Raw genomic sequence first — 24835 nt, forward strand, 5'->3', positions numbered from 1 at the left:
GTTAGCGGTCGATAGCAGATTGCTAGCACTTGCTAGTGATTAGCGAGACTATTTTTGCCCAAATAAAATCTTTGAAAAAATTATTCTATTAAAAAAGAGGTGGTACCATTGCAACTTCAGGTGATCAACAGTATGTTTAATCCGGAGCAGTCGGAGCTCCTTAACCGCCTTCTCTCGACATTGACAGATACACAAAAAGCTTGGTTGAGCGGGTACCTCGCCGCATCTGTAACACCAGCAGCTTCCATTTTTGGAGCCCCTGGAGCACAGTCGGCAGGTCTTTCAGCTCAAAATTCACTTTTAAAAGAAGTGACCATTCTTTACGGCTCACAGTCGGGAAATGCGCGTGGAATTGCCAAAAATGCTGGTAAAACATTTGAAGGGAAAGGATTTCAAGTCACTGTATCGGCAATGAGCGATTTTAAACCAAACAATTTAAAGAAGGTCAAAAACCTTCTCATTATTGTTAGCACCCATGGTGAAGGGGACCCGCCGGATAATGCCATCGCATTCCACGAATTTCTTCATAGTAAACGGGCGCCAAAGCTTGAGGAGCTTCATTTTTCTGTGTTAGCCCTTGGCGACAGCTCATACGAGTTTTTCTGCCAAACGGGAAAAGAATTCGATACCAGACTCGAGGAATTAGGAGGGACACGGCTGTATCCACGCTTTGACTGCGATGTTGACTTTGATGAGCCGGCAGCAGATTGGCTGGAAGGAGTCCTTGCCAGTATCGGAGAAAACTCTGGTGTCAGTGCCGCTCCATCTTCTGCAGGTGTACAGCAAGCAGTGGCATCAGCCTATTCCCGAACCAATCCATTTCGCGCCGAAGTTCTCGAAAATATCAATTTGAACGGACGCGGGTCCAATAAAGAAACACGCCACCTTGAATTATCTCTTGAGGGGTCCGGCCTTAGCTTTGAACCTGGCGACAGCCTTGGAATCTATCCGGAAAATGACCCAGCCCTTGTCAATCTTCTTTTGGAGGAATTGAAATGGAATCCGGAAGAACCGGTGACCGTTAAACAGGGAGATATTCGTCTGCTAAAAGATGCGCTTCTCACATACTATGAAATTACGGTACTTACAAAACCACTGCTGGAAAAAGTGGCAAACTTATTACCGAATGAAACCTTACAGGAGCTCCTATCGCCTGGAAACGGAGAAAAATTAAAAGAATACCTTCACGGACGCGACCTGCTTGATCTGGTTCGTGATTTTGGCCAATGGGGTGAATCGGCCCAGGAATTTGTCTCGGTCCTTCGGAAAATCCCGGCCCGCCTTTATTCGATTGCCAGCAGCTTAGCAGCAAATCCTGATGAAGTGCATTTAACAATCGGAGCCGTTCGTTATGAGGCGCATGAGCGGGCTCGTAACGGCGTCTGTTCCATTCTCACAGCGGAACGCCTTCAGGCGGGAGACACACTGCCTGTATTTATCCAGCATAACGAAAACTTTAAGCTGCAAACGAACCCTGAAACACCGATTATTATGATTGGACCGGGGACTGGCGTGGCACCTTTCCGCTCCTTCTTACAAGAACGAGAAGAACAGGGAGCGGAAGGAAAATCTTGGTTGTTCTTTGGCGATCAGCATTTCGTGACTGATTTCCTTTACCAAACAGAAATGCAGAAATGGTTAAAAGACGGTGTTTTAACAAAGATGGATGTCGCCTTTTCACGTGATACAAAACAAAAAGTTTATGTTCAGCATCGCATGCTAGAACATAGTAAAGAATTGTTCTCGTGGCTTGAAGAGGGAGCAGCCGTATACATTTGCGGCGATGAAAAGCACATGGCCCATGATGTACATCAAACACTCATTGATATCATCGCAAAAGAAGGCAGCTTAAGCCTTGAAAAAGCAGAAGAATATTTGGCCGATATGCAGCAGCAAAAACGTTATCAGCGTGATGTATACTGAGAGGAGTTTTTTCAAAATGGTGAACCATAATTTAAAAGCACCGGACGGCAAACCAAGCGATGTAGAGCGAATTAAAGTCGAAAGCGACTTTTTGCGCGGTACGTTGAAGGAAGTCATGCTAGATCCAATTAGCGCCGGCATTCCAGATGATGATAACCGATTGATGAAGCATCATGGCAGTTACCTGCAGGATGACCGGGATCTTCGTAATGAGCGCCAAAAACAAAAGCTGGAGCCTGCTTATCAGTTTATGCTCCGTGTTCGCGCACCGGGCGGAGTAGTGACCCCGGACCAATGGCTGGTTTTGGATACACTGGCCGATAAGAACGCCAATGGCACAATTAAACTCACCACCCGTCAATCGTTTCAATTTCATGGGATTTTAAAGTGGAATATGAAAGATACGATTCAGGAAATTCATAAATCCCTGTTGTCCACGCTCGCAGCCTGCGGAGACGTGAACCGGAACGTGATGTGTAATCCCAATCCCTATCAATCTGAAATTCATGGGGAAGTCTATGAATATGCCAAGTTTTTGAGCGAGTATTTACTGCCTCGTACAAGAGCGTATCATGAAATTTGGCTTGATGAAGAAAGGGTAGCGGGGACACCAGAAATCGAAGAGGAACCTATCTATGGGCCGACTTATTTACCGCGAAAGTTTAAAATCGGCATTGCTGTTCCGCCATCAAATGATATTGATGTTTTTTCACAGGACCTTGGTCTGATTGCGATTGTGGAGGAAGGGAAGCTGATCGGTTTTAACGTGGCAATCGGTGGCGGAATGGGCAGTTCGCACGGTGACAAAGCAACCTATCCTCAGGTAGCGAAGGTGATTGGCTTTTGTACCCCGGAGCAGATTGTTGAAGTAGCTGAAAAAACGATTACCATTCAGCGTGACTACGGAAACCGTTCCGTCCGCAAGAATGCTCGTTTTAAATACACGGTTGACCGCTTAGGTTTGGAAGCAGTCAAGGAAGAGTTGGAGAATCGCCTTGGCTGGAAGCTGGAGGAAGCGAAGCCTTATCATTTCGACCATAACGGCGACCGTTACGGCTGGGTAAAGGGAGTCGGCGGAAAATGGCACTGTACGCTGTTTGTTGAAAATGGCAGAGTGGCCGATTTTGCAGACTACAAACTAAAGACCGGCTTGAAGGAAATTGCTAAAATCCATAGTGGTGATTTCCGCCTGACACCGAATCAAAACCTGGTGATCGCCAATGTGTCCAGCCAGAAAAAGAAAAAGATTAATGAGCTGATGGAGCAATTCGGATTATCAGATGGCAAGCATCATTCAGCCCTTCGTCGCAATTCCATGGCATGTGTGGCACTGCCGACCTGCGGTTTGGCGATGGCCGAAAGTGAACGATATCTACCAGGTCTGATCGACAAAATCGAAGAAATTGTGAATGAAAACGGTCTTCGCGATGAAGAAATTACCCTCCGCATGACCGGCTGCCCGAATGGCTGCGCTCGTCCGGCCCTTGCCGAAATTGCCTTAATCGGTAAGGCCGTCGGAAAATATAATTTGTATCTTGGGGCCGCCTTTGATGGCAGCAGACTGAATAAAATGTACCGTGAAAACATCGGCGAAGCGGAGATTTTAAGCGAACTCCGAAGCCTGCTTTCCCGTTATGCAAAAGAGCGCGAAGAGGGCGAGCACTTTGGCGACTTTGTCATCCGTGCCGAAATCATCCAAGCTACAACAGATGGAACGAATTTTCATGATTAAAAAAAGCTCCAAATCGTTGCGATTTGGAGCTTTTTTCTATTTTGGATGGGGTGTTACTCGCGGATATGTTGCATTTACTCTCGGTTAGGATGCGTATACTCTCGGATAAGCCCCTATTACTCTCGCATAGCTGCCTCACGCAATAATAGGATATATACAGAAGATAGCTTGCTTGCTATAATTTTCCTATATCGAATGGAGGAGGCTCAACCTAATGAAAACCTACCAATCAAGATCAGAAGTACCTGAACAGGAAAAATGGCGGATCGAAGATATTTATCCAACCTTCGAAAATTGGGAAGAGGACTACCAATTTATCGAAGGGATGGTCGACAAATTAAAGCAATTTGACGGCGCCATTCACGATGGAGCATCCCTCTACCAGTACCTGTCCCAAAAGGAAGAAGTATCAAGTAAATTCAATCTCGTTTATGTTTATGGAATGCTGCAGGCCGATTTAGACACAAGGGATACTGAGGCACAGTCTATTGTCGACCGGGCCAAACAGCTCGCGGTCAAGCTTAGTGCGGCCAGCTCCTTTTTTATGCCTTACTTATTGAGTTTAGAGGAAACGACCTTAAAGGCGTACATCGAACAAGAGCCGCAACTGGAATACTTTGAAAAAGACCTATTCGAATCATTCCGTTACAAAGCACATGTTTTAAGCAAGGAAAAAGAAGAAATTTTATCGCAATTAGGGGAAGCGCTTTCCTCTCCAAGTCACACTTATAACATGCTCAATAACGCCGATATTAAATTCGGTGAGGTGACGACCGATGAAGGAGAAAAAGTGGAATTAACACGCGGGATGTATTCCAAACTGATTGAAGATGAGGACCGGAATAAGCGCAGGGAAGCCTACAATGCCTATTATCAGCCATATCTTCAATTGAAAAATTCGATTGCTTCCACACTTGCCGCCAACGTTAAAAACAACGTGACGCTCGCACGGCTCAGGAATTATCCTACCGCGTTGGAAAAAGGGCTGTTCGGGGATATGGTGCCAAAAGAGGTCTATGAAAATTTAATTGAGGCAACGGTCGCCAATATTGAACCGCTTCATCGTTACACCGCATTAAGAAAAGAGAAGTTGAAGCTCGAGGAGCTCCGCCAATATGATTTAAATGCACCGTTGGTGGATGGTGTTAAATTCGATATTTCCTATGACGAAGCTTATGATACTATATTAAAAGCATTAGCACCGCTTGGTGAAGAATATGTCCAAACCCTTAAATCCTTTAAGGATGCTCGTTATATCGATGTAAGAGAAACGGCAGGCAAGCGTTCCGGCGCCTACAACTTAGGTGTTTATGGAGTCCACCCGTTTGTATTGTTGAATCAGCATGATGACCTGGACAGTATGTTCACGATGATTCATGAATTTGGCCATGCGATGCATTCCTATTATTCCAGTTCCCATCAGCCGAGAATCTCGGCCGGATATAGCATTTTTGTGGCAGAAGTGGCTTCCACGGTAAACGAGGTTCTGTTGATTCATTATTTACTGAACAAAGAAACGAATCCGGAAATCCGAAAATATTTACTCAATCATTTTATTGAACAATTTAGAGGAACCTTCTTCACACAGGTCATGTTTGCCGAATTTGAAAAAATCACGCATGAACTGGCGGAAAACGGCAAGCCGTTAACGGTCGAAGTATTTAATCAAACGTACGAAGCTCTTTTTAAGAAATATAACGGTCCTGAATTGGTTTTTGATGAAGAAGTCAAATACGGCTGGTCAAGGATCCCGCATTTCTACCGCCCATTCTATGTGTATAAATACGCAACCGGATTCGCCTCGGCCATTCATATTGCGGAAAAACTTTTAGGAGGCGAACAAGCGGCATTAACCGCTTATTTGGAATTCCTCAAGAGCGGAAGCTCCGATTATCCGCTCGAGCTCTTAAAGAAAACCGGTGTAGATTTAACCACACCAGAGCCAATCGATCATGCCTTAAAACGTTTTGACCAGTTAGTACATGAATTTGGAGAGCTATAAGGTTGTCCCAAAAGGGTCTGACCCCAATCAACAATCTATTGATTCTGTTGAGGGGGTCAGACCCTTTGTTTTGGGACAACCTTATTTTTTTACGAAAAATGGAATAAGTAATATCTTTACAGTGGGAAAATTACTTACTATTATTAAATAGGTTAACTTAGAATCCATTCGTAAAGTTGGGGGAATCGTTTTGAAAAAAAGTAGTTTCATAGCATCATTGTCCATTGCATTTTCTCTCGTGTTTTCAGGCTGTGCGTCTGCAAATACGTCAACGCCGAAACCTGTAAGCCAAAAATCACCGGCTGTAGTAAAAAGCACTACCTATAATAAGACATCTATACCTTCCAACTTAGTTTCGGCAACCGTGTCAAGAGTCGTTGACGGTGACACGATCCATGTCAAATATAAAGGCAAGGATGAGACGGTCCGGATGTTATTGATTGACACACCGGAGGATGTCGACCCCTATAAACCAGTGGAGCCATTTGGTTTAATGGCCGCTAGTTACGCAAAAAGTGTTCTTCCTGCCGGGAAGCATATTTATATGCAGCTTGGTAAAAAAGGATATGAACGGGATAAATATCACCGCTTATTAGCGTATATCTATCTAACTCCATCAGACATGTATAACAAGGACGTTGTAAAAAAAGGGTATGCACGTGTTGCCTATATTTATAAACCTAACACAGATCACCTTTCTGAATTACAAAGTGCCCAAAGCTACGCTAAATCGAAAAAACTGGGCATTTGGAGCCTTTCTGGTTACGTTACATCCAGCGGCTACAGTCTTTCCGAATCATGTTCCTATGCAAAAAGTCATGGATACTCAACAAAAGGCTGCGGAACAGCAAGCACTACAAGTTCAAAAGGATCAATATCAACGTCTTCAACTGGGCTGAATGTAAAGCATGGACAGGAAGCTTCTGTCACGATTAAAACAAAGCCTGGCGCAAGAGGTACAATCGAAGTCGACTACAGTTCAGGACCAAGCAAAGCATCCGGATTGACTCCAAAAACAGCGGACAAGAGCGGCAATATCACCTGGTCCTGGCGAGTAGGCACAAGTACAAAGCCAGGCAAATACGCTGTCATTATTCGAGTAAATGGTTCAACAATAAAGAAAACACTGACGGTTCTTTAAAACGAAATGACGAGGAAAAGCCAGGCAGAAGCCTGGCTATTTTTATTGGGGTTCTTCAAATTTAGGGTGAATAGTTATGATAAAATGGAATTTGCAATGTATTACTGTTTTTGGAGGTTGCTGATGATCGAAAGAAAAAGGGCACTCTGGCTATCCTTGATTGTGTCGCAAGGAGTATTTTTTGCCCTGATGCCCATTTGGAAAAACTTATTCAATTATTTACATCCCATCGTGATCTTCGTGGTATGGATTTGTCTGACCCTGTTTATTTTATTTTTAGGGCTTCTGATGACGAAGAATACCCTTACCATCACTAAATCCATTTTTTCCATGCTTTTAACCATTTTTACCATATGCCTCGTCGTTCTATTGTTTTTAAGACCGTTGAATCAAAATTATAATACGTTTAATTTGGTACCCTTTAAAACGATCACAAGCTATTTAAGCGGAAACTTTTCCTTTTACATCGCCTTTTATAATTTGGCTGCAAATATCTTCTTGTTTGTTCCCTATGGTATTTTTGCTTTGATGATGAGGAAAAATCGAATTTCCAAAATCAAAAAATATGGTCTACCAATTGTAGTCATAATGTTCATTGAAATCCTGCAATTTATCACCAAAAGAGGAAGCATGGACATCGATGATTTAATTTTAAATGTCCTCGGAATTTATTTAGGCTATTTATTGACCCCTTTGATTAAAAAGGTATTCATGATTCGTTCTATTAATCGTGATTTATATGACTCCAATACTTGCAAGTTCGCACATTTAGACTTTTATAAAATGAACAAAAATTAACATGAAAAAGGAAAGGCCGATCATACTTGCCACCCAAAACCATGCCAATTCCATATTACCAGAATCCATAGCTATATAGATTGCGGTGGGAATGGTTTGGGTTTTCCCTGGAATGTTTCCGGCGAACATTAAAGTGGCGCCAAATTCACCAAGTGCCCTGGCAAAACTCAATATCGCACCCGATAGGATGGATCGGAGGGCAAGAGGGATCGAAATATGGATGAATAGTTTCCATTCATTTGCTCCGTCTACACGCGCTGCATGTTCGATGTCCTCATCAATCGCTTCAAATCCGGTCTTTGCCGATTGATACATAAGTGGAAAGGCAACAACCGTTGAGGCAATACAGGCGGCCCACCATGTAAACATAACAGGCTGTTTAAAGAGAAACTCGATTAATTGTCCAACAGGGCTATTCCTGCCAAAGATCATGATAAGTAAGAACCCGACGACAGTTGGGGGCAATACCAATGGAAGAAGGAAAGCCGTTTCAACGAAGGCTTTCCCTTTGAACTTCCTATTAGCCATGAACTTCCCAAAAAAAGACCCGAAAATGAAGCATAATATTCCAGCGAAAACCGCTATTTCAAGGGAGAGTCTGACAGGAGACCAAAAATTTGTATCCATTTTAATTAATGCAGTCCTTTAAAGCCAAATTTCTCTAATGTTTGCAAAGATGATTTACTTTGCAGGTATTGATAGAATAATTGGGCTTCTTTCAAATGAGTGCTGTTTTTAATCACACCGACCGGATAAATAATCGGAGCATGTGAATTTTCGCTAGCCGTTGCAACAATCCGAACCTTTGAAGAAGTCAATGCATCCGTTTTATAAACAATCCCTGCGTCCACATTACCAGTTTCTACGTAAGTAAGTACCTGCCGGACATCCTTGCCAAAAACTACCTTTCCTTTAACAGGATTCCAAATATGTAACTTGGTTAAGGTTTCCTCCGCGTATTTCCCTGCTGGAACAGTTTCAGGTGTCCCCAAAGAAATTTTTCCCGCTTTCGTTAAGTCCTGGAATGTATTAATTCCCATATTCGAATCCTTTGGCACCACTAACACAAGGTCATTTCCAACCAGATTGGTTCCGTTGGACTTCGCAATTTGGCCATCCTGGACTAATTTATCAAATTTGTCGGTTGCAGCAGAAAAGAATAAGTCGACGGGGGCTCCTTGTGAAATTTGCTGCTGCAGGGCACCGGAAGCGCCAAAGTTATAATTAATTTTTACATTTGGGTGGTCCTTCTCAAAGGAACCTTTGATTTCATTTAATGCATCCTGTAAGCTTGCTGCAGCCGAAACGGTTAATTCTACTTTCTTTTCCGAACCAGATTTATTGGTGGAGCAACCTGCAAGAATAAGTAAAATGATTGAGAAAAATAACAGATAGCTTTTTTTCATCCTTTCAAATCCTTTCTAACCAATTATAATTATATATAACTAATTATAATTAGTTATAACTAAATTGAATATAAGAAACATCACATTTTATTAGAAATATACTTTTTCCAAATCAGTAAGTTAAAATAGAAACTGGAGGGATGCATATGCCAAAAGAGCAATCCTACACAATTGAAGAGGTCTCACAGCTTTTAAAAGTATCGAAATTAACTTTATACGATCTCGTCAAAAAAGGAGAGCTTCCTGTTTTCCGTGTTGGCAGACAAATGAGAATCGATGCAAATGACCTTGACCATTATATTAAGAATCAAAAATCGAATCCAAGTCCAAAACCTGCAGTAACCGCCCAAACAAATGTTTCGAAGGAAACTGGAAACATCGTTATAAGCGGACAAGACCTTGTCCTCGATATTTTAGGTAAGTATATCGAGAAAAATTCACCATACAAAGCGTTAAGATCTTATACAGGCAGTTTAAATAGCCTCATCTCCATGTACAATGGAAATTGTGACATTGTCAGTCTGCATATGTTTGATGGCGATACCGGTGAATATAATCTTCCTTACATAAAAAAAATTTTAGTAGGTTATTCGTATATCTTACTTAACCTTGTTTCAAGGAAAGCGGGTTTTTATGTCAAAAAGGGAAACCCGCTTTCCCTTAAAAAATGGACTGATTTAAATCAGGAAAAAATAAGAATGGTAAACAGGGAGAAAGGGTCAGGGGCGCGAATCCTTTTGGATGAACAGCTTAGACTCCACAAGATTCCTGCGAGAAGCATTAAGGGATATGACCATGAAGAAACGAACCATTTAAGTGTGGCTTCAGCGATTTCTTCTGGGGCCGCCGATGTAGGTGTGGGAATTGAAAAAGGAGCAAAAATCGTCGGCATCGATTTTGTCCCGTTAATGACGGAACGGTATGACCTCGTCATGTTGAAAACACCCGAAACTGAACGGCTCATTAACACAGTCAAGGACATATTAACTTCCCATCAATTTCAGTCAGAAGTGAACGCCTTGGGGGATTATGATATATCTCAGACAGGTAAAATTATTTATGAGACAGAATAAATAGATTTTAGGTGATGACAGGGTGTCATCGCCTTTTTAAGTTACTTCAGAAAAAATGACAACTTTCTACCGAATTATAGCTTTAACGCATTAAAACGAGTTAGTAATCCGACAATTTCCTCCATGTGAATCCCCATTTTCTTCTTTAAATTTATCTATATCTACAAACAAAGTAGGAATCCAACACGAACGTTAAACAAACTTTTCATTCTACTCCAACTAATATGGTAGGGGAGGTTTAAATATCACTATTAGAAAGGTGGTTATCTTAGTTTTTCACTATTACGAATAAAGGAGAGCTTTCCGAATGAAAAGAATGGTAACAAGCTTTATGATCATTTTTGCTGTCATCTTATCCGCCATCCCGGCTGCCAATGCGGCAACTAATGCGAAACCCATATCATTAACAGTCGTGATGAAGGGCAATCAAGTTCCCAATGATTTTGCTACATATGTATCCAAAAATGGCGGGAAAGTAACGAAACAGCTTTCGCAAATTGGTACTGTTCAGGTTAATGGGCCAGCAAGCATGATTCCGATTCTTCAAAATTATTCAGAAGTAAGATCGGTCGGTCCATCGATGCAAATGACGCTCCCTGTATCGAAAACAGTGGTTGATCCAGTAGATACTTCTACATTGGCCACAGCTTTAAATCAGCAGAATCTTAATTTCTATCAAAAGTATCAAAATATTTTACCCTATGAAGCAAGAAGCATCCTATCCTTAACCCATCCAGATCCTATTAAACCGCCGAATCATGACCCTGGCCCGGTGGAACCGGATTTATTTAATGCGTTCCAATGGGATATCAAGAGAGTTACACATAATGGGGACAGTTTTAAAATGAATAAAGGAAATCATCAAGTTGTTGTTGGGATCATTGATACAGGAGTAGATGTAACACATCCAGATTTAGCAGCTAATTTTATGGGCGGCAAAAATTTTGTTCCTGCCTATGATGGCGGAATTGAACAAAATGACCCAACAGAAACAGGAGCTCCCGATGATTTTAAAGACCGTGATGGCCATGGAACCCATGTGGCTGGAACGATTGCCGGCAATGGAAGAATTCTTGGGGTTGCACCTGAGACAGGTTATAAAGTCTACCGGGTTTTTGGAGCACATGGCAGTGCAAGCACGTCCACTGTGGCAAGTGCCATTATAGCAGCTGCAGACGACGGAGTAGATGTTATATCGATGAGTCTTGGCGGCTATTCTGTGTTCGGGCAAATTTTTTACACAGACCCCACAACAGGGAAGAAATATAATCTAGGAAACGAAGTGGCTGATTTCCAAATTTATAAAAGAGCTGTAAAATACGCTGTTGACCATGGAGTAACCGTCGTGGCTGCGGCAGGAAATGATGGTTTAGATGAGACTAATAAAGCAGATGTAACAAGGTTTTTGAATACGGAATATGCGAAGGACGGCTATCAATTCGTTGGGGCCGGTTTTGAAGCTCCAGGGGGCCTGCCTGGTGTGATTACCGTATCAGCTACGGGCCCACAAGATATGATTGCTGCTTATTCGAACTACGGAGTCGGCTATGTTGACGTAGCGGCACCGGGTGGAGACTTCCAGTGTGAACCCTATGGCGATTGGTATGAGGATATGAATTTTAGTGCCTATTTAGATCATGGGTATGCCTTTATGGCAGGAACCTCAATGGCCACGCCAAAGGTATCCGCAGTTGCAGCACTGCTCATTGCCCAAAATGGAAAAATAGGTCCACAGAAAATTGCCCAAATGATTTCAAATAGCGCACAGGATATTGGAAAGCAAAGCAAGGATGAACTATATGGCAGCGGCATGGTTCAGGCACCGTATATCCCTGAAACTCTGCCAAAAGAATTGGATTGGCACAAGGAACTGGGCGGGGTTCATCCGGAGATTGGGAGCCAGGTTCATCAAACAAAAGACGGGGGCTATATTTCAATCGGAAGCACTCAAACCTATAACCATCTCCGCAATGATTCAGATATCTTCGTCGTAAAAACAGGCCGAGATGGAAGGACGGAATGGCGCCGAAATTTAGGCAGTGATAAACGGGAGATGGGAAATGGTATCATCCAAACAAAAGAAGGCGGCTATTTGGTCATTGGTGATTCGGGTATGAATGATACTGTTGGTTATACAGATGTTTATGTCAGCAAACTTTCCGCAGATGGTTCTCTTCTGTGGGAAAAAACGTATGGGGACAAAGGGGTCTACGAAAATGGAAGTACGGTGGCAGAAACCGCAGATGGCGGATATGTAATCACAGCAAATAAAATAGCAGAAGGAAGCAATAGTCAGATTGATCTGCTCAAAATAGACAATCAAGGGAAGAAAATTTGGGAGAAATTATATTCAGGGCAGGCCGGTCTTTTTTCAAAAATGATAAAATCTACCTCTGACGGAGGCTTTATCATTGCAGGAGCAGCAAATTCTGAAGATTTAAATCGATACTATGACTTCTATCTATTAAAAATGAAAGCAAATGGAGACGTGCAATGGGAAAAGTCATTTGGGAACAGCAATCGAATCCGCGATGAATTCGAAGATCTTGTTGAAACACCTAACGGGGACTTTATGCTTGTTGGGAATAGTGAAACCAGCGAATATCTTCACCCAACAGACGCATATCCTACCATAAAGGATGACATTTATTATTCCTTGATAGGAAAAGATGGAACGATCAAGTGGGAACGGACATTAAAAGAAGACGGTATCAGCCAAATGGTGAAGTCTCTTGTCAAAACTTCTGATGGGAATTATCTTGCTGTCGGTAACAAAGATACCGATTCAATGATGACAAATCTTCTGTTGGTTAAGTTTACGCCTAGCGGTACTATTCTTTGGGAAAAGACCTATGGCGGCGATGGGCCTGATGGAGGTTATTCTGTAGAAAATACAAAGGACGGTGGTTATGTCGTCCTTGGTTTTACAGGATCCTATGCAGTTGGTGGTAAATACGATTTTGATATGTATCTTTTAAAATTTAATAATTTAATAGATAAGTAATTTTTTTTACAAAGGGTTTAAATGGCTTTAGAGAGAACGTATGCGATGACACTTTTGTCATCGCTTTTTTAATTTTAAAAAATAAAGGAATGCTCTGAGAAGAATAGAATAAAAAAGATAAAAGAAAAATGGAGGAGGATTATCATTTGGCAGCACCTATTATATTAATCCCGGGTTTACAAGGAACCAAGCTGGTCAATTCGAACACACTCAATTTTGATACCATCTGGTCCGCCGTCCAAAGTAAATATGAAACCATCTATGATCTCCAATTAAAACAGGATAGCCGTTTTGAAGTGCAACCAAGGTCAATTATTGAGCGTAGTGATGTCGAAGATGTGGCATATCGGGATGTGATCCATGTTCTTGAAAACAAGACGCAGTCCGATGTCTATATTTTTGGTTACGATTGGAGGAAATCAACTACAGAAACAGCCATTCACTTAGCTGATTATGTGGAATACCTCAAGGAAAAGCTTCAAGTAAAGAAGTTTAACTTTATTGCCCATAGCCTTGGTGTTATGGTTTTTAATTGCTATTTGAAAAATTTACAACGGAATTACGATACAGTGGAACATGCTATATTAGCCGCAGGACCCTTTAAAGGTACGGTTAGAGCCTTGATTGCGCTTGCAGCAGGAGAAGGAGGAATCAAGTTTCCATTGTTCAATTCCAATGATGAATTCAGGAAGATTGCTCGTACCTTTCCTTCAGTGTTTGAGCTTTGTCCAACATATACGGAAGCAGTTAAATTTGAAAACGGAACTGGTTTTGATTTGTTTAATCCAGACCATTGGCAATCCAATATTGGCGATGATGACATGGGAATGTTTATGACTCGATTCAATCAGATGAAAAAATTCTGGGATCCGCATAATCCAGACATGCTAAATTTACAGGATCTTCCTGATGTGTTGAAGCAAAGGATTCTAGTTCTTGCGGGGGAGGGAGAGTCCACGAAAAGAACGGTGATTGTTCAGGCGCAAAGCCCGGATGGCAGGGCAAAAAATTTCTTTCAATTTGATTCTCCCCATTCTGATGGTGATGGTGATGGGGTAGTCCCTCTGGAGAGCTCAGCTGTTTATAAGGATGACCTTTTAACATTGGCCGTAAAGAAAAAGTGGACGGATTTAAGCCTGCACGCGCTTTTCTTGAATGATGGCAGAGTACAGACTTTGATCACCAGGTTTTTATTAGATAAAACAGCAGTAAACAGCAATGGTGCCCCATGGTGGACTGTTCTTGACGGTTCCGTTCGACAAATACAATAATGCGGGGTCAACATTTTTCTCTTTTATGATAGGTTACGATAAAATGTGTGGTATGAGATAAAAAATTTAACGGGGGTAAGAAAATGTACAGCTTTAAGAATGACTACAGTGAAGGGGCACATCCAAGAATTCTGAATGCTTTAGTAGAATCCAATTTTGAGCAGGAGGAGGGGTATGGAGAAGATCGATATTCCCGAAAAACTGCAGAACTTTTAAAGGAAAAAATGGGACGGAATGATCTTGATATTCACCTGGTTTCAGGAGGGACACAGACGAATCTGATTGCCATATCGGCCTTCTTGCGGCCGCATGAAGCAGCAATGGCTGCGAGCACCGGGCATATTCTCGGGCATGAAACAGGGGCAATCGAAGCCACAGGCCATAAGGTCCTTTCGATTGAAGCTGAAGCAGGGAAACTAACGCCGTCCCTTGTGGAAGCCGTTCTCCAGGCACATCCGGATGAACACATGGTAAAGCCCAAGCTAGTATACATATCTAATTCTACAGAAATCGGTTCGATTTACACGAAAAACGATTTAGTGCAATTGAGAGATTTCTGCGACAAACACAGTCTCATTTTGTTCATGGATGGAGCGAGATTGGGGTCTGCCTTATGTTCTGCCGAAAATGACCTACAGTTGAGCGATCTGCCTGAGCTGGTTGATGCTTTTTATATTGGCGGCACGAAGAACGGAGCCCTAATCGGGGAAGCATTGGTGATTTGCCGGGAATCACTGAAGGAGGATTTCCGTTATCATTTGAAGCAAAAAGGAGCGCTGCTTGCAAAAGGGCGACTTTTGGGCATCCAGTTCCTTGAACTTTTCCGCGATAATCTTTACTTTGATTTAGCTTTACATGCGAATAAAATGGCTGATACGCTTCGCAATGAAATGAACAAAGCAAATATTAAGTTTTTGAATGAATCACCTTCCAATCAAATTTTTCCGATCTTGCCGAATGAGGTCATTGCGGAACTACAGCAAAAGTTTGCTTTTCATATTTGGGAAAAGGTCGATTCAGACCACTCGGCCATTCGGCTCGTTACCTCGTGGGCAACGAAAGAAGACGCGGTACATGCGTTTATTGAGGAATTGAAAAAGGCGGTATTATAGCTGCATTTGGGGTAGGAGGCTTTAAAAGTGGAAATTGGAATAAGCACATTTGTAGAAACGACACCGGACGTTCAAACCGGTGAAGTCATCAGTCATGCCCAGCGGATTCGCGAAGTGGTGGAGGAAATTGTCCTTGCCGACCAGGTCGGGTTGGATGTGTTTGGTGTCGGCGAGCATCATCGGAAGGATTATGGTTCCTCTTCTCCAGCCGTTGTCTTGGCTGCGGCCGCCACACAAACGAAAAGAATTAGATTGACAAGTGCGGTTACAGTTCTGTCTTCCGCCGATCCTGTACGCGTGTTCCAAGATTTTGCGACGCTTGATGCCATCTCGAATGGACGGGCAGAGATTATGGCAGGACGGGGTTCTTTTATCGAATCCTTTCCGCTGTTTGGCTATGATTTAAAAGATTATGACGAACTGTTTGAAGAAAAACTGGAGCTCTTGCTGAAAATACGCGATTCTGAAAAAGTTTCCTGGAAAGGTGGGCACCGCCCGGCCATCCACAATCTTGGAATCTATCCAAGACCGGTGCAGAATCCATTGCCAGTCTGGATCGGCAGCGGCGGGAATACGGAATCCGTCATTCGAGCCGGTGTGCTGGGACTCCCCCTTGTTTTAGCTATTATTGGAGGAAGTCCGGTGCAGTTTGCACCACTTGTCCAATATTATCAGAGAGCGGCAGCTAGGGCAGGCCATGATATCACTAAACTGACGGTAGCTTCGCATTCCCATGGTTTCGTTGCCGAGGAAACGGAGACGGCAGCCAACAAATTCTTCCCGTCTACCCAGCAAGCCATGAACGTGCTTGGACGAGAACGTGGCTGGGGACGGTATGACAGGTCCAGCTTTGATCACGCAAGAAGCTTTGAGGGGGCACTATATGTAGGCGACCCAGAAACCGTTGCGAAAAAAATTATTCATCTCCGGAAGCATGTTGGAATTACAAGATTCTTTCTCCACGTTCCAGTCGGAACCATGCCTCATGATGAGGTAATGAGAGCGATTGAGCTGTTGGGAAAAGAGGTTGCTCCGATGGTACGGGAAGAAGTCGCCAAATGGGAAAAGACGGCTGAATAAGTAGATTTTATGGTGGATTATTTTTAAAGGGTGGCTGAAAAGCCACTTTTTTTATTGTTGACATTGATAATCATTATCATTTATTATTATGTATAGATAATGATAATCATTATCAATTAATACATAGATATGAAAACTAAAAAGTTTTCTTATATAAATCATATCAACACTTTAACAAAACTACATAAAACAAATGGAGGTTTACTCGTGAAAGTAAAAAACAAAAGGATATTCGCAGCATTATTGTCATCTTCTCTCTTAATTCCTACCCTTGCAGGATGCACTTCGAATACTGAAAAAACAACTACAACATCGAAACAAGCTGTTTCCGCTCCAAAAGGGAATCATGATATAAAAACATCTGCCGCTCAGTTAAAAAATTCATTACATTCTTTGAATGAAGCAATCTCTAATAAAAACTCTGAAAATATCAAAAAACTAGGAAATAATTTAAATGATCAATGGCTATCTTCCGAAGATCATATTCGCGAAGCCTATCCGCTGCTATACACAGAGATAGAAAAATATTTATTGCCATTATATGGCGGTGCTAATTCTGAAAATCCAGACCTATCAACATTAAAAGAGTTAGCAAGTTCACTAGATAAATCTTTAACCAAATTAGAAAACGCAAAAGAATCAGAAGAAGCAAGTTCAGCTTCCTTAAATCAAGTTGTCAGCCAATATAGCCAATATGTACAGGATGAAACTACTAAACTCGTAAGCTCCACTCAGGCTTTTACAAGTGCTGTGAAAGCAAAGGATATCCAAAAAGCAAAAGAACTTTATGTTGAGTCACGGACTCATTATGAGCGCATTGAACCAATTGCAGAAAGCTTTGGGGATCTAGACCCTAAAATTGACGCTCGTGAAGGGGATGTGGATACCAAAGAATGGGGAGGATTCCATCGAATCGAAAAGGCATTATGGGGAAATGAACCTCTCGCAAAAATGACAGGAGTTGCTGACCAATTAAATAAAGATGTACTGCTCCTACAAGATAAAGTAAAAACATTAAAACTTAAGCCTACTGAAGTAGTAGCAGGTTCCATCGAATTAATAAATGAGGCATCCATATCAAAAATCACTGGTGAAGAAGAACGGTATTCCCATGTTGATTTGATGGATTTAGGAGCAAATGTTGAAGGTTCATTTGCTATTTACAAAGCTATTCTTCCTATTCTTACAGAAAAAGATAAAGCCCTTGTAACCAAATTGGATGGCCAATTTAATCAACTGACAACAGCATTAAATTCATATAAGAAGAATGGTCAATATGTTTTATATACAGATCTAACAAAAGACCAGGTTCGAGATTTAAGCCAGAAATTAGGAGCTTTATCTGAATTAATGGCACAGACAGCTAAGATATTGCAGTAAGAAGGAGAAGATAGAATGATGACTACGGAAAAAATCTCAAACACTTATTCCAGACGTGATATTCTTAAAATGTCAGCTATTGCTGGTGTAGGTGTTGCTTTGGGAGCAAGTGGTTTTGGGGCAGTTAAAACAATTTCAGAGACCTCAAGTAAAGATCATCATAAAACGAATAATGAGCTGATACCTTTTTATGGAGAACATCAAACCGGGATCGAAACACCACAGCAGGATTATCTTTATATAGCTGCATTTAATTTAGTAACGGAACAAAAACAAGAAATAATAAAGCTTTTTAAAGAATGGACTACCCTTAGTTCGATTTTATGTAAAGGGGGAGTTAGAACGGAGGGATCTACAAATGATTTTCTTCCTCCTGTCGATACTGGTGAATCAGAGGGTTTACCTTCCTCTCATTTAACCATAACATTTGGGTTAGGTTCTACCTTCTTTACAAAAAATGGAATGGATCACTTTGGAATTTCTTATAAAAAACCAAAGCATTTAAAAAATATCCCATCTATGCCTCGTGATGCTATTCAGGAACCTTTTATAGGTGGGGATGTGTGCATTCAGGTGTGTGCAGATAACCAGCAAGTTGCCTTTCATGCACTTCGGAATTTAATGAAAGCTTCTAATGGGTTAGCGGAAATGGCTTGGCTTCAATCAGGATTTTTGAATAAGGCAGATGGGAAAACGCCAAGAAATTTATTTGGTTTTAAAGATGGGACAGCAAATCCTTTAAGCAGTGATAAAAAATCTTTAAACAATATTGTATGGGCAGACCATGATGAGCCTGATTGGATGATTGGCGGGACGTATATGGCTTTCAGAAAAATTCACATGACCATTGAGGTTTGGGATCGAACATCCCTCAAGAGCCAAGAAGACACATTTGGAAGAAAAAAATTCAGTGGAGCTGCCTACGGAAAGGTAAAGGAGCATGATTCAGTTGATTTGAATCAATTACCGCCTAACTCGCATGTTAGGGTTGCGCGACAATCAGGTCAGCAAATATTCAGACGCGGTTATTCTTATACAGATGGAATGGATCAGACGACTGGGAATGTTAATGCTGGGTTAGTATTTATAAGCTTTCAAAAAAATCCTGAAGTTCAGCTATTCCCGATGTTAAAAAAGCTGTCACAAGTTGATGCGTTAAACGAATATACAGAACATATTGGAAGTGCCATGTTTGCAATTCCGAGGGGGATTCGAAAAGGTGAGTATCTTGCCATGAATCTATTAGAAAGTTAATGGGGATTTTTTTATGATATACCAAGTACCCAATCGGTAGACTTATTGTAGCTGTCAACCGATTGGGTACAGTTTTTATTAGAGCAAACCAAGCCGTTGCAAACCGTAACGCACTCCATCTTCTTCAGCAGAAAGAGTGACCATATTGGCCGCTTGCTTTACTTCTTCATGGGCAGAGCCCATCGCTACTCCCATTCCGACCAAGGAAAGCATTTCAATATCATTTAATCCATCGCCAAAGGCTACCGCTTCATCGGGGGCAATACCGAGTCTCTCTAACAGTTTCGTGATTCCTACTGCTTTATTGGAATTAGACAAATTCACATCGCAGGTTTTTGCGCCTGAGGTCCATCTTCGGAAATCCAATTCCGGAACCTCCGTTTGATAGGATACTTCATCCTCCAAATCACAATGGAGGAATAATTGATAGATATCCTGGTCCATCCAAAATTTTGGCGGGGCAAGCTCAGGCTTCCACGAGTCGTGATGGAATGCTTCGACTACAAACGGATGAGTTAAATCAGTTGCTTTAAAGCTCGTACCGCCTAAAAAGGTCAGTGGATGCTGATGATCTTGAGACAACAGATGAACTTTTTGTAAAACATTTTTGTCAATGGAATTCTTGTATAATTCATGGCCGGCATGATAAACATATGAACCATTAAAAAAGACCATAGAGGTTACCCCGGTTTCTTGAATAATCGACTCTGAAAAATAGGGAGGTCTCCCCGTAGCAATGACGACTTGCATTTTTTTATCACGCAGCTGTTGAATGGCATCTATGGTAGCAGGGCTTATTGTTTTTCCATGCGGGAGGATTGTTCCATCAATATCTAAGATGACAATCTTGTAATTCATAAAACACACTCCTAACATAACTATAAAATTAAATTCTACAAGAAACCTTCCAAAAAAGAAAGGAAAAAACCATTATTGTTATCGGATTTTAATAGTAGAATATAAGAAAGCGAATACCAGAAAGGAAGGAAACAGAAGGATGGAAAAAATTTATCTTGATTACAACGCCAGCACACCATTAGCTCCCGAGGTAGTGGAAGTCATGAAGCCACTTCTAAGTGATTTTTACGGAAACCCCTCAGCCTTACATTGGGCTGGAAAACCGGTTAAAGAGATATTACATCATGCGAGGAAACAGGTGGCAGATTTAGTCGGCTGTTCCGCAAAAGAATTAATTTTTACCAGCGGCGGAAGTGAAGCAAACAACCTTGCCTTAAAAGGGTTTTATTTTAAAAATCAAAAAAAAGGCAACCATATCATTACTTCTAAAATTGAGCACCCTGCGATTGTGAATCCTTGCAAGTTTCTCGAACAAATAGGGGCTAAGGTTACATACGTGGGTGTGGATCAGTATGGAAAAGTGTCGCTTCAGGAAATCATGGATGCCATCACAAATGAAACGATCCTGATTACAATCATGCACTCCAATAATGAGGTAGGGACCCTGCAGCCGATAAAGGAGATTGGGAATCTAGCAAACAAGTATGGAATTGCCTTTCATACTGATGCATCTCAATCTGTTGGAAAAGTCCCTGTCAATGTGAAGGAATTGAAAGTGGATATGCTCACGATTGCGGGCCATAAGCTTTATGCTCCAAAAGGAATTGGAGCCCTCTATATAAGAGAAGGAATCGAGATTGAACCGCTTATTCATGGGGCGGGACATGAATGGGGACTTCGTGCTGGGACGGAAAATACCTTATTGGCAGCAGGTTTAGGCAAAGCCTGTGAAATCGCACAAAGGCAGATAGGAAATAATAAGCTAAAGGAATTGACCGATTATTTTTGGATGCGATTAAAGGATGAGTTTGGAGAAAAGGTTGTATTAAATGGCCATCCAAGTGAGCGGCTGCCGAATACCCTTAATGTTAGTTTTGTAGGAAAAATTGGTCATGAGTTGCTTTCGGCCATCCCGCAGCTGGCCGCTTCGACGGGATCAGCATGTCACGCCGGGATGGTAGAATTGTCCCCAGTCTTAAAGGAGATGGGTGTTTCGGAAGATGTTGGAATGGGGGCAATCCGATTTAGTTTGGGCAGGAGTACAACACAGAAAGACATCGACCAGGTGATTGGTTGGTTTAAAAAAATAATGTAAAGATTTCTTAGGAGAAGTCCCCATAATCTAAGTCTAAAGACTTAAATTAAAATCAATCTCAAGCGTAATTTTGAAAAAATTTGAAATCATGTAAAATGAGAGGTAATCAAGGGAGAAAAGAAATATTCACAATTGCTTGGGTGGGAAATGAAGGGGGAAAATTAAAAATGAAAAAAATTGGTTTGATTTTGGTAGGTATTATTGCGGCCATTGTATTGCTAAACACGATTGGTCCCATGATCGCCTTGCTATTTAGTCTAGTCGTTTTATTCTTTATCTTTAAACAATTTTTAAAGACAGATTCATTAGTCTGGAAAATTGCCTTAGTAATCTTGGGCGTCATCTTTCTTTCAGCTACCATCCACCATTTGCCAGCCGTAATTGGCTTGGGTGCAGCCTATGTCCTGTACCTTGTTTATAAACAGTGGCAGAGAAACAAAAGGCAGTCATAGAAACCACGATTGGTTAGAGTTCCTATTTCTATTTTATGCATTAATTTCCTCGTTTTTGGAAATATTTATGTTACAAGAGTATGTATGGGAGTGGAGCGATGGCGATGGTAGAACATTTCCCCAAAATAACATCTGCTGAAATTTCGATGTTATGGAGTACATTCATCGGTGATACTATGGCTATTTGTGTTCTAAAACATTTTTTACAAACAACTGAAGATCCCGATGTTAAACCAATACTAGAACTGGCTTTAAGTTTTTCCCAAGACCATATCCAACAGATATCTGGGTTATTTGAAAAAGAGGGGATTCCTCTTCCTAATGGATTTGGAGATCAGGACGTTAACTTGCAAGCAAGAAAGCTTTTTTCAGATGTAACGTACATGCGTTACTTGCATCATATGGGCAGAACGGGATTAAATTCATATAGTCTGGCAAAATCAGTTTCATCCCGTAAAGATGTTCGAGCCCTGTTTAAGCAGTTTTATGATCATTCTGAAATGCTTTTTGACCGAAATGTCGAACTGATGCAGGAGAAAGGGGTATTTATTCGGTCTCCATATATTTCATATCCTGACAAGGTTGAATTTGTGACAGAGAAATCCTTTTTAGGTGGGCTATTAGGCCACCGCCGGCCACTGCTGGGAGTGGAAATTGCCCATGTAGGAATTAACATAGAGGTGGCAAATGTTGGAAAGACGATGCTGTTAGGTTTTAGTCAAGTCGCTCAGTCCAAAAAAATAAGTGACTACTTCAAAGATGGATACGAGATTGGGAAGAAAATGGTGGAAGATTTTATGATTAAATTAAAAGAAGATGATAATTCTTATCCATCTACTTGGGATTCAACAATCACAAATAGTACGGAGGCACCATTTTCGGATAAATTGATGTTATTTCATACGAATGCTCAGAGCGCCATTGGAATTGGGGATTTTGGTCTGGCGGTTGCCGCATCACTTCGAAAAGATTTAACTCTCGCCTATGAAGGCTACATTCTTAAGATCGGTGCGTATGCGGAGGAAGGGGCGAAGCTCTTAATTGAACATGGCTGGTTCGAAAAACCTCCTCAATCAATCGACAGAGAGTCCTTGAGAAATCAAAATAAATGAGAAAATGGCGCGGAGGACCCGGGCCATTTTTGATTAAAGATAACTACATACTTCTTACTGAATGACTTCTTCAATGTATATATTTTAAGAAAATTCTTAACAATCAAGATATCCTCCTGTATAATAATTTTCATTACTTAATAGGAAGGACACTGAAAATGAACGCAAACCTTAAAACGCAATTCGATCAATTTCAAAACCGCAACCAAAATCGCGGGCGGTTATTGGTTAATTGTCCTGACCAGCCGGGCATCGTGGCAGCCATATCCCAATTTTTATTTTCTTTTGATGCCAATATCATAGAGTCAAGTCAGTATTCAACCAATCCAGAGGGTGGGACTTTTTTCATTCGGATTGAGTTCGAATGTATCCATTTAAATGAAAAGGTAAATGAAATGGAGAAGCAGTTTACAGAAATTGCGGCCAAATTCTCAATGGAATGGGCGCTAACTCCCGTATATAAAATGAAAAAAGTAGCGATTTTTGTATCAAAGGAATTGCACTGCCTGCTGGAGCTTTTATGGGAGTGGCAAAGCGGCGATTTGATGACGGATATTGCCCTTGTGATTAGTAATCACGAAGAGGCGAGGGAAGTTGTCGAGTCTCTAAAAATTCCATTCTATTATATTCCGGCAAATAAAGAAATCCGCGAGCAGGTAGAAACAGAGCAGCTGAAGCTCTTAAAAGAATACAATGTTGATTTCATCGTTTTGGCTCGTTACATGCAAATTTTAACACCGAACTTTGTGGCGGCTAATCCTAGAAAAATTATCAATATTCACCATTCCTTCCTACCAGCCTTTATTGGGGCAAGACCTTATGAAAGGGCATATGAACGCGGTGTAAAATTAATTGGTGCAACATCTCATTATGTTACAAATGACCTGGATGAGGGACCAATTATTGAACAGGACATTGCTCGTGTCGACCACCGGGCAAATGTGGAAAAACTGAAAAAAATCGGCCGTTCCGTCGAACGAAGCGTTTTAGCACGTGCCGTAAAATGGCATCTCGAAGACAGGATTATTGTTCATCAAAACAAAACGATCGTTTTCTAAAAAAAAAATCCCCTGGCAGGGGATTTCATTTTATGGTTCTTATTCTTTCTCTGTAATGACCCATCCATCAGGCCTTTTTACTATATTAAATATTTCCTCATCAAATTTTTTTCTTAGGATTTTGTATTCTTCATTTTCAATTTTAACCTTTGTTATTTGGATTTTTCTAAGTGTAATTTCTGGCTTCTCGACTTCAAACAACAAATGATCAATCAAAAAATAGGTTCTTTGACGTTTCACCATCCAATTCCCCCTTTTTATTTTTTACGTTTTCATGAATTGAAAATGAAAATCTATAATACTTATGTTGATTTTATGTAGAGATAAGTAAATCCTACAACTAATTGATGAAAATTTCTAGAGTTAAATAGAATAAAAAAGGTGGTTATAGCTATGTCAATTTATCCATTTCAAGTTCAAACGATTGATGGGGAGGAATTATCCCTGGAACAATATGAAGGGAAGGTTCTCCTGATTGTGAACACCGCAAGCAAGTGTGGCTTTACGCCTCAATATAAGGAACTGCAGGAACTATATGAGACATATAGGGAGCGCGGATTCATGGTGCTTGGATTTCCGTGCAATCAATTTATGAATCAAGAACCGGGAGATGAAAGGGAGATTAAGGATTTTTGTGAATTAAATTACGGTGTGACCTTTCCGATGTTTGCCAAAGTAGATGTAAACGGAGGAAATGCCGATCCATTATTTGTTTATTTAAAGAAAGAAACACCCGGAATATTAGGTTCAAATTCAGTCAAATGGAATTTCACCAAATTTCTAGTGGATTCAAAGGGGAAGGTCGTAAAACGGTACAGCCCCGCAACAAAGCCGAGTGAGATTGTGAAAGATATTGAGGAGTTGCTTTAAGATGAATGACGGGCAGTTTGCCCGTCATTTTATATGGATGAATTCGTTTGAATT

The 24835-nt window shown here is 41.2% G+C and carries 21 protein-coding genes; 17 read left to right on the forward strand and 4 right to left on the reverse strand.

All coding sequences use genetic code 11. The features are described from left to right. The first annotated feature begins 108 nt into the window (after positions 1-108). The 5 genes from ACZ5XR_RS10300 (at position 109) to ACZ5XR_RS10320 (ending at position 7596) form a co-directional block, all read left to right on the forward strand. Entirely contained in the window at positions 109-1923 is a 1815-nt protein-coding gene (locus ACZ5XR_RS10300) for an assimilatory sulfite reductase (NADPH) flavoprotein subunit (RefSeq protein WP_464501562.1), read from the forward strand. A 16-nt stretch (positions 1924-1939) separates the two neighbouring features. Next, positions 1940-3655 (forward strand): assimilatory sulfite reductase (NADPH) hemoprotein subunit, encoded by a 1716-nt coding sequence (gene cysI / locus ACZ5XR_RS10305; protein WP_464501563.1) that lies wholly within the window; start codon positions 1940-1942, stop codon positions 3653-3655. Positions 3656-3869: 214 nt separating this feature from the next. Further along, positions 3870-5657 (forward strand): oligoendopeptidase F, encoded by a 1788-nt coding sequence (gene pepF, locus ACZ5XR_RS10310; RefSeq protein ID WP_464501564.1) that lies wholly within the window; start codon positions 3870-3872, stop codon positions 5655-5657. A 190-nt stretch (positions 5658-5847) separates the two neighbouring features. Continuing rightward, the gene (locus ACZ5XR_RS10315; RefSeq protein WP_464501565.1) at positions 5848-6798 is read left to right on the forward strand and encodes a thermonuclease family protein; all 951 of its coding nucleotides are present in this window, start codon (positions 5848-5850) and stop codon (positions 6796-6798) included. Positions 6799-6921: 123 nt separating this feature from the next. Further along, positions 6922-7596, forward strand: a complete 675-nt coding sequence (locus tag ACZ5XR_RS10320; protein ID WP_464501566.1) for a VanZ family protein — start codon at positions 6922-6924, stop codon at positions 7594-7596. Here ACZ5XR_RS10320 and modB read toward each other — a convergent pair. Both modB and modA read right to left on the reverse strand, forming a co-directional pair. Beyond that, positions 7567-8223 (reverse strand): molybdate ABC transporter permease subunit, encoded by a 657-nt coding sequence (gene modB, locus ACZ5XR_RS10325; RefSeq protein WP_464501567.1) that lies wholly within the window; start codon positions 8221-8223, stop codon positions 7567-7569. The two genes, ACZ5XR_RS10320 and modB, sit on opposite strands and share 30 nt — an antisense overlap. Before the next feature lie 5 nt (positions 8224-8228). After that, positions 8229-9002 carry a molybdate ABC transporter substrate-binding protein gene (gene modA, locus ACZ5XR_RS10330; protein ID WP_464501568.1) on the reverse strand — a complete coding sequence of 258 codons (774 nt, stop codon included), beginning with the start codon at positions 9000-9002 and terminating at the stop codon, positions 8229-8231. Positions 9003-9148: 146 nt separating this feature from the next. Between modA and ACZ5XR_RS10335 the strand changes: the two genes are divergently transcribed. The 7 genes from ACZ5XR_RS10335 (at position 9149) to efeB (ending at position 19176) form a co-directional block, all read left to right on the forward strand. After that, a complete protein-coding gene (locus tag ACZ5XR_RS10335; RefSeq protein ID WP_464501569.1) occupies positions 9149-10075 on the forward strand; it encodes a substrate-binding domain-containing protein in 927 nt (308 codons plus the stop codon). A 307-nt stretch (positions 10076-10382) separates the two neighbouring features. Then, positions 10383-13079, forward strand: coding sequence for a S8 family serine peptidase (locus ACZ5XR_RS10340; RefSeq protein WP_464501570.1), 2697 nt, complete (start codon positions 10383-10385; stop codon positions 13077-13079). 146 nt (positions 13080-13225) lie between these two features. Further along, a complete protein-coding gene (locus ACZ5XR_RS10345; protein ID WP_464501571.1) occupies positions 13226-14350 on the forward strand; it encodes a lipase/acyltransferase domain-containing protein in 1125 nt (374 codons plus the stop codon). An 83-nt stretch (positions 14351-14433) separates the two neighbouring features. After that, positions 14434-15462, forward strand: a complete 1029-nt coding sequence (locus tag ACZ5XR_RS10350) for a threonine aldolase family protein (protein ID WP_464501572.1) — start codon at positions 14434-14436, stop codon at positions 15460-15462. Between the two features lie 27 nt (positions 15463-15489). Next, positions 15490-16542, forward strand: coding sequence for an LLM class flavin-dependent oxidoreductase (locus tag ACZ5XR_RS10355; RefSeq protein ID WP_464501573.1), 1053 nt, complete (start codon positions 15490-15492; stop codon positions 16540-16542). A gap of 207 nt (positions 16543-16749) precedes the next feature. Then, on the forward strand, positions 16750-17922 hold the full coding sequence (efeO, locus tag ACZ5XR_RS10360; protein ID WP_464501574.1) for an iron uptake system protein EfeO: 1173 nt from the start codon (positions 16750-16752) through the stop codon (positions 17920-17922). A gap of 15 nt (positions 17923-17937) precedes the next feature. Further along, positions 17938-19176 carry an iron uptake transporter deferrochelatase/peroxidase subunit gene (gene efeB / locus ACZ5XR_RS10365; RefSeq protein ID WP_464501575.1) on the forward strand — a complete coding sequence of 413 codons (1239 nt, stop codon included), beginning with the start codon at positions 17938-17940 and terminating at the stop codon, positions 19174-19176. Between the two features lie 78 nt (positions 19177-19254). On the opposite strand, the gene ACZ5XR_RS10370 is transcribed toward efeB, so the two are convergent. Continuing rightward, positions 19255-20034, reverse strand: a complete 780-nt coding sequence (locus ACZ5XR_RS10370; RefSeq protein ID WP_464501576.1) for a Cof-type HAD-IIB family hydrolase — start codon at positions 20032-20034, stop codon at positions 19255-19257. A gap of 139 nt (positions 20035-20173) precedes the next feature. On the opposite strand from ACZ5XR_RS10370, the gene ACZ5XR_RS10375 reads away from it, so the two are divergent. The 4 genes from ACZ5XR_RS10375 (at position 20174) to purU (ending at position 23911) form a co-directional block, all read left to right on the forward strand. Next, positions 20174-21289 (forward strand): cysteine desulfurase family protein, encoded by a 1116-nt coding sequence (locus ACZ5XR_RS10375; RefSeq protein WP_464501577.1) that lies wholly within the window; start codon positions 20174-20176, stop codon positions 21287-21289. 167 nt (positions 21290-21456) lie between these two features. Beyond that, positions 21457-21741: a lmo0954 family membrane protein gene (locus ACZ5XR_RS10380; RefSeq protein WP_464501578.1), complete on the forward strand. Its 285-nt coding sequence runs from the start codon at positions 21457-21459 to the stop codon at positions 21739-21741. A 98-nt stretch (positions 21742-21839) separates the two neighbouring features. After that, on the forward strand, positions 21840-22853 hold the full coding sequence (locus tag ACZ5XR_RS10385; protein ID WP_464501579.1) for a DUF3231 family protein: 1014 nt from the start codon (positions 21840-21842) through the stop codon (positions 22851-22853). Positions 22854-23011: 158 nt separating this feature from the next. Then, complete coding sequence (purU, locus tag ACZ5XR_RS10390) at positions 23012-23911, forward strand: formyltetrahydrofolate deformylase (protein ID WP_464501580.1); 900 nt, start codon at positions 23012-23014, stop codon at positions 23909-23911. Between the two features lie 39 nt (positions 23912-23950). Here purU and ACZ5XR_RS10395 read toward each other — a convergent pair whose 3' ends face one another. Then, the gene (locus ACZ5XR_RS10395) at positions 23951-24154 is read right to left on the reverse strand and encodes a hypothetical protein (protein WP_464501581.1); all 204 of its coding nucleotides are present in this window, start codon (positions 24152-24154) and stop codon (positions 23951-23953) included. Positions 24155-24304: 150 nt separating this feature from the next. Between ACZ5XR_RS10395 and ACZ5XR_RS10400 the strand changes: the two genes are divergently transcribed. Beyond that, positions 24305-24781, forward strand: a complete 477-nt coding sequence (locus tag ACZ5XR_RS10400) for a glutathione peroxidase (RefSeq protein WP_464501582.1) — start codon at positions 24305-24307, stop codon at positions 24779-24781. Positions 24782-24835 lie beyond the last annotated feature (54 nt).

Source organism: Neobacillus sp. Fa239 (assembly GCF_055395235.1).

Coding starts and splice junctions, on each gene's coding strand:
- cysI (WP_464501563.1), top strand. CDS start 1,940: ATGGTGAACCATAATTTAAAAGCACCGGACGGCAAACCAAGCGATGTA.
- pepF (WP_464501564.1), top strand. CDS start 3,870: ATGAAAACCTACCAATCAAGATCAGAAGTACCTGAACAGGAAAAATGG.
- ACZ5XR_RS10320 (WP_464501566.1), top strand. CDS start 6,922: ATGATCGAAAGAAAAAGGGCACTCTGGCTATCCTTGATTGTGTCGCAA.
- modB (WP_464501567.1), bottom strand. CDS start 8,223: ATGGATACAAATTTTTGGTCTCCTGTCAGACTCTCCCTTGAAATAGCG.
- modA (WP_464501568.1), bottom strand. CDS start 9,002: ATGAAAAAAAGCTATCTGTTATTTTTCTCAATCATTTTACTTATTCTT.
- ACZ5XR_RS10335 (WP_464501569.1), top strand. CDS start 9,149: ATGCCAAAAGAGCAATCCTACACAATTGAAGAGGTCTCACAGCTTTTA.
- ACZ5XR_RS10340 (WP_464501570.1), top strand. CDS start 10,383: ATGAAAAGAATGGTAACAAGCTTTATGATCATTTTTGCTGTCATCTTA.
- ACZ5XR_RS10350 (WP_464501572.1), top strand. CDS start 14,434: ATGTACAGCTTTAAGAATGACTACAGTGAAGGGGCACATCCAAGAATT.
- efeB (WP_464501575.1), top strand. CDS start 17,938: ATGATGACTACGGAAAAAATCTCAAACACTTATTCCAGACGTGATATT.
- ACZ5XR_RS10370 (WP_464501576.1), bottom strand. CDS start 20,034: ATGAATTACAAGATTGTCATCTTAGATATTGATGGAACAATCCTCCCG.
- ACZ5XR_RS10375 (WP_464501577.1), top strand. CDS start 20,174: ATGGAAAAAATTTATCTTGATTACAACGCCAGCACACCATTAGCTCCC.
- ACZ5XR_RS10380 (WP_464501578.1), top strand. CDS start 21,457: ATGAAAAAAATTGGTTTGATTTTGGTAGGTATTATTGCGGCCATTGTA.
- ACZ5XR_RS10385 (WP_464501579.1), top strand. CDS start 21,840: ATGGCGATGGTAGAACATTTCCCCAAAATAACATCTGCTGAAATTTCG.
- purU (WP_464501580.1), top strand. CDS start 23,012: ATGAACGCAAACCTTAAAACGCAATTCGATCAATTTCAAAACCGCAAC.
- ACZ5XR_RS10395 (WP_464501581.1), bottom strand. CDS start 24,154: ATGGTGAAACGTCAAAGAACCTATTTTTTGATTGATCATTTGTTGTTT.
- ACZ5XR_RS10400 (WP_464501582.1), top strand. CDS start 24,305: ATGTCAATTTATCCATTTCAAGTTCAAACGATTGATGGGGAGGAATTA.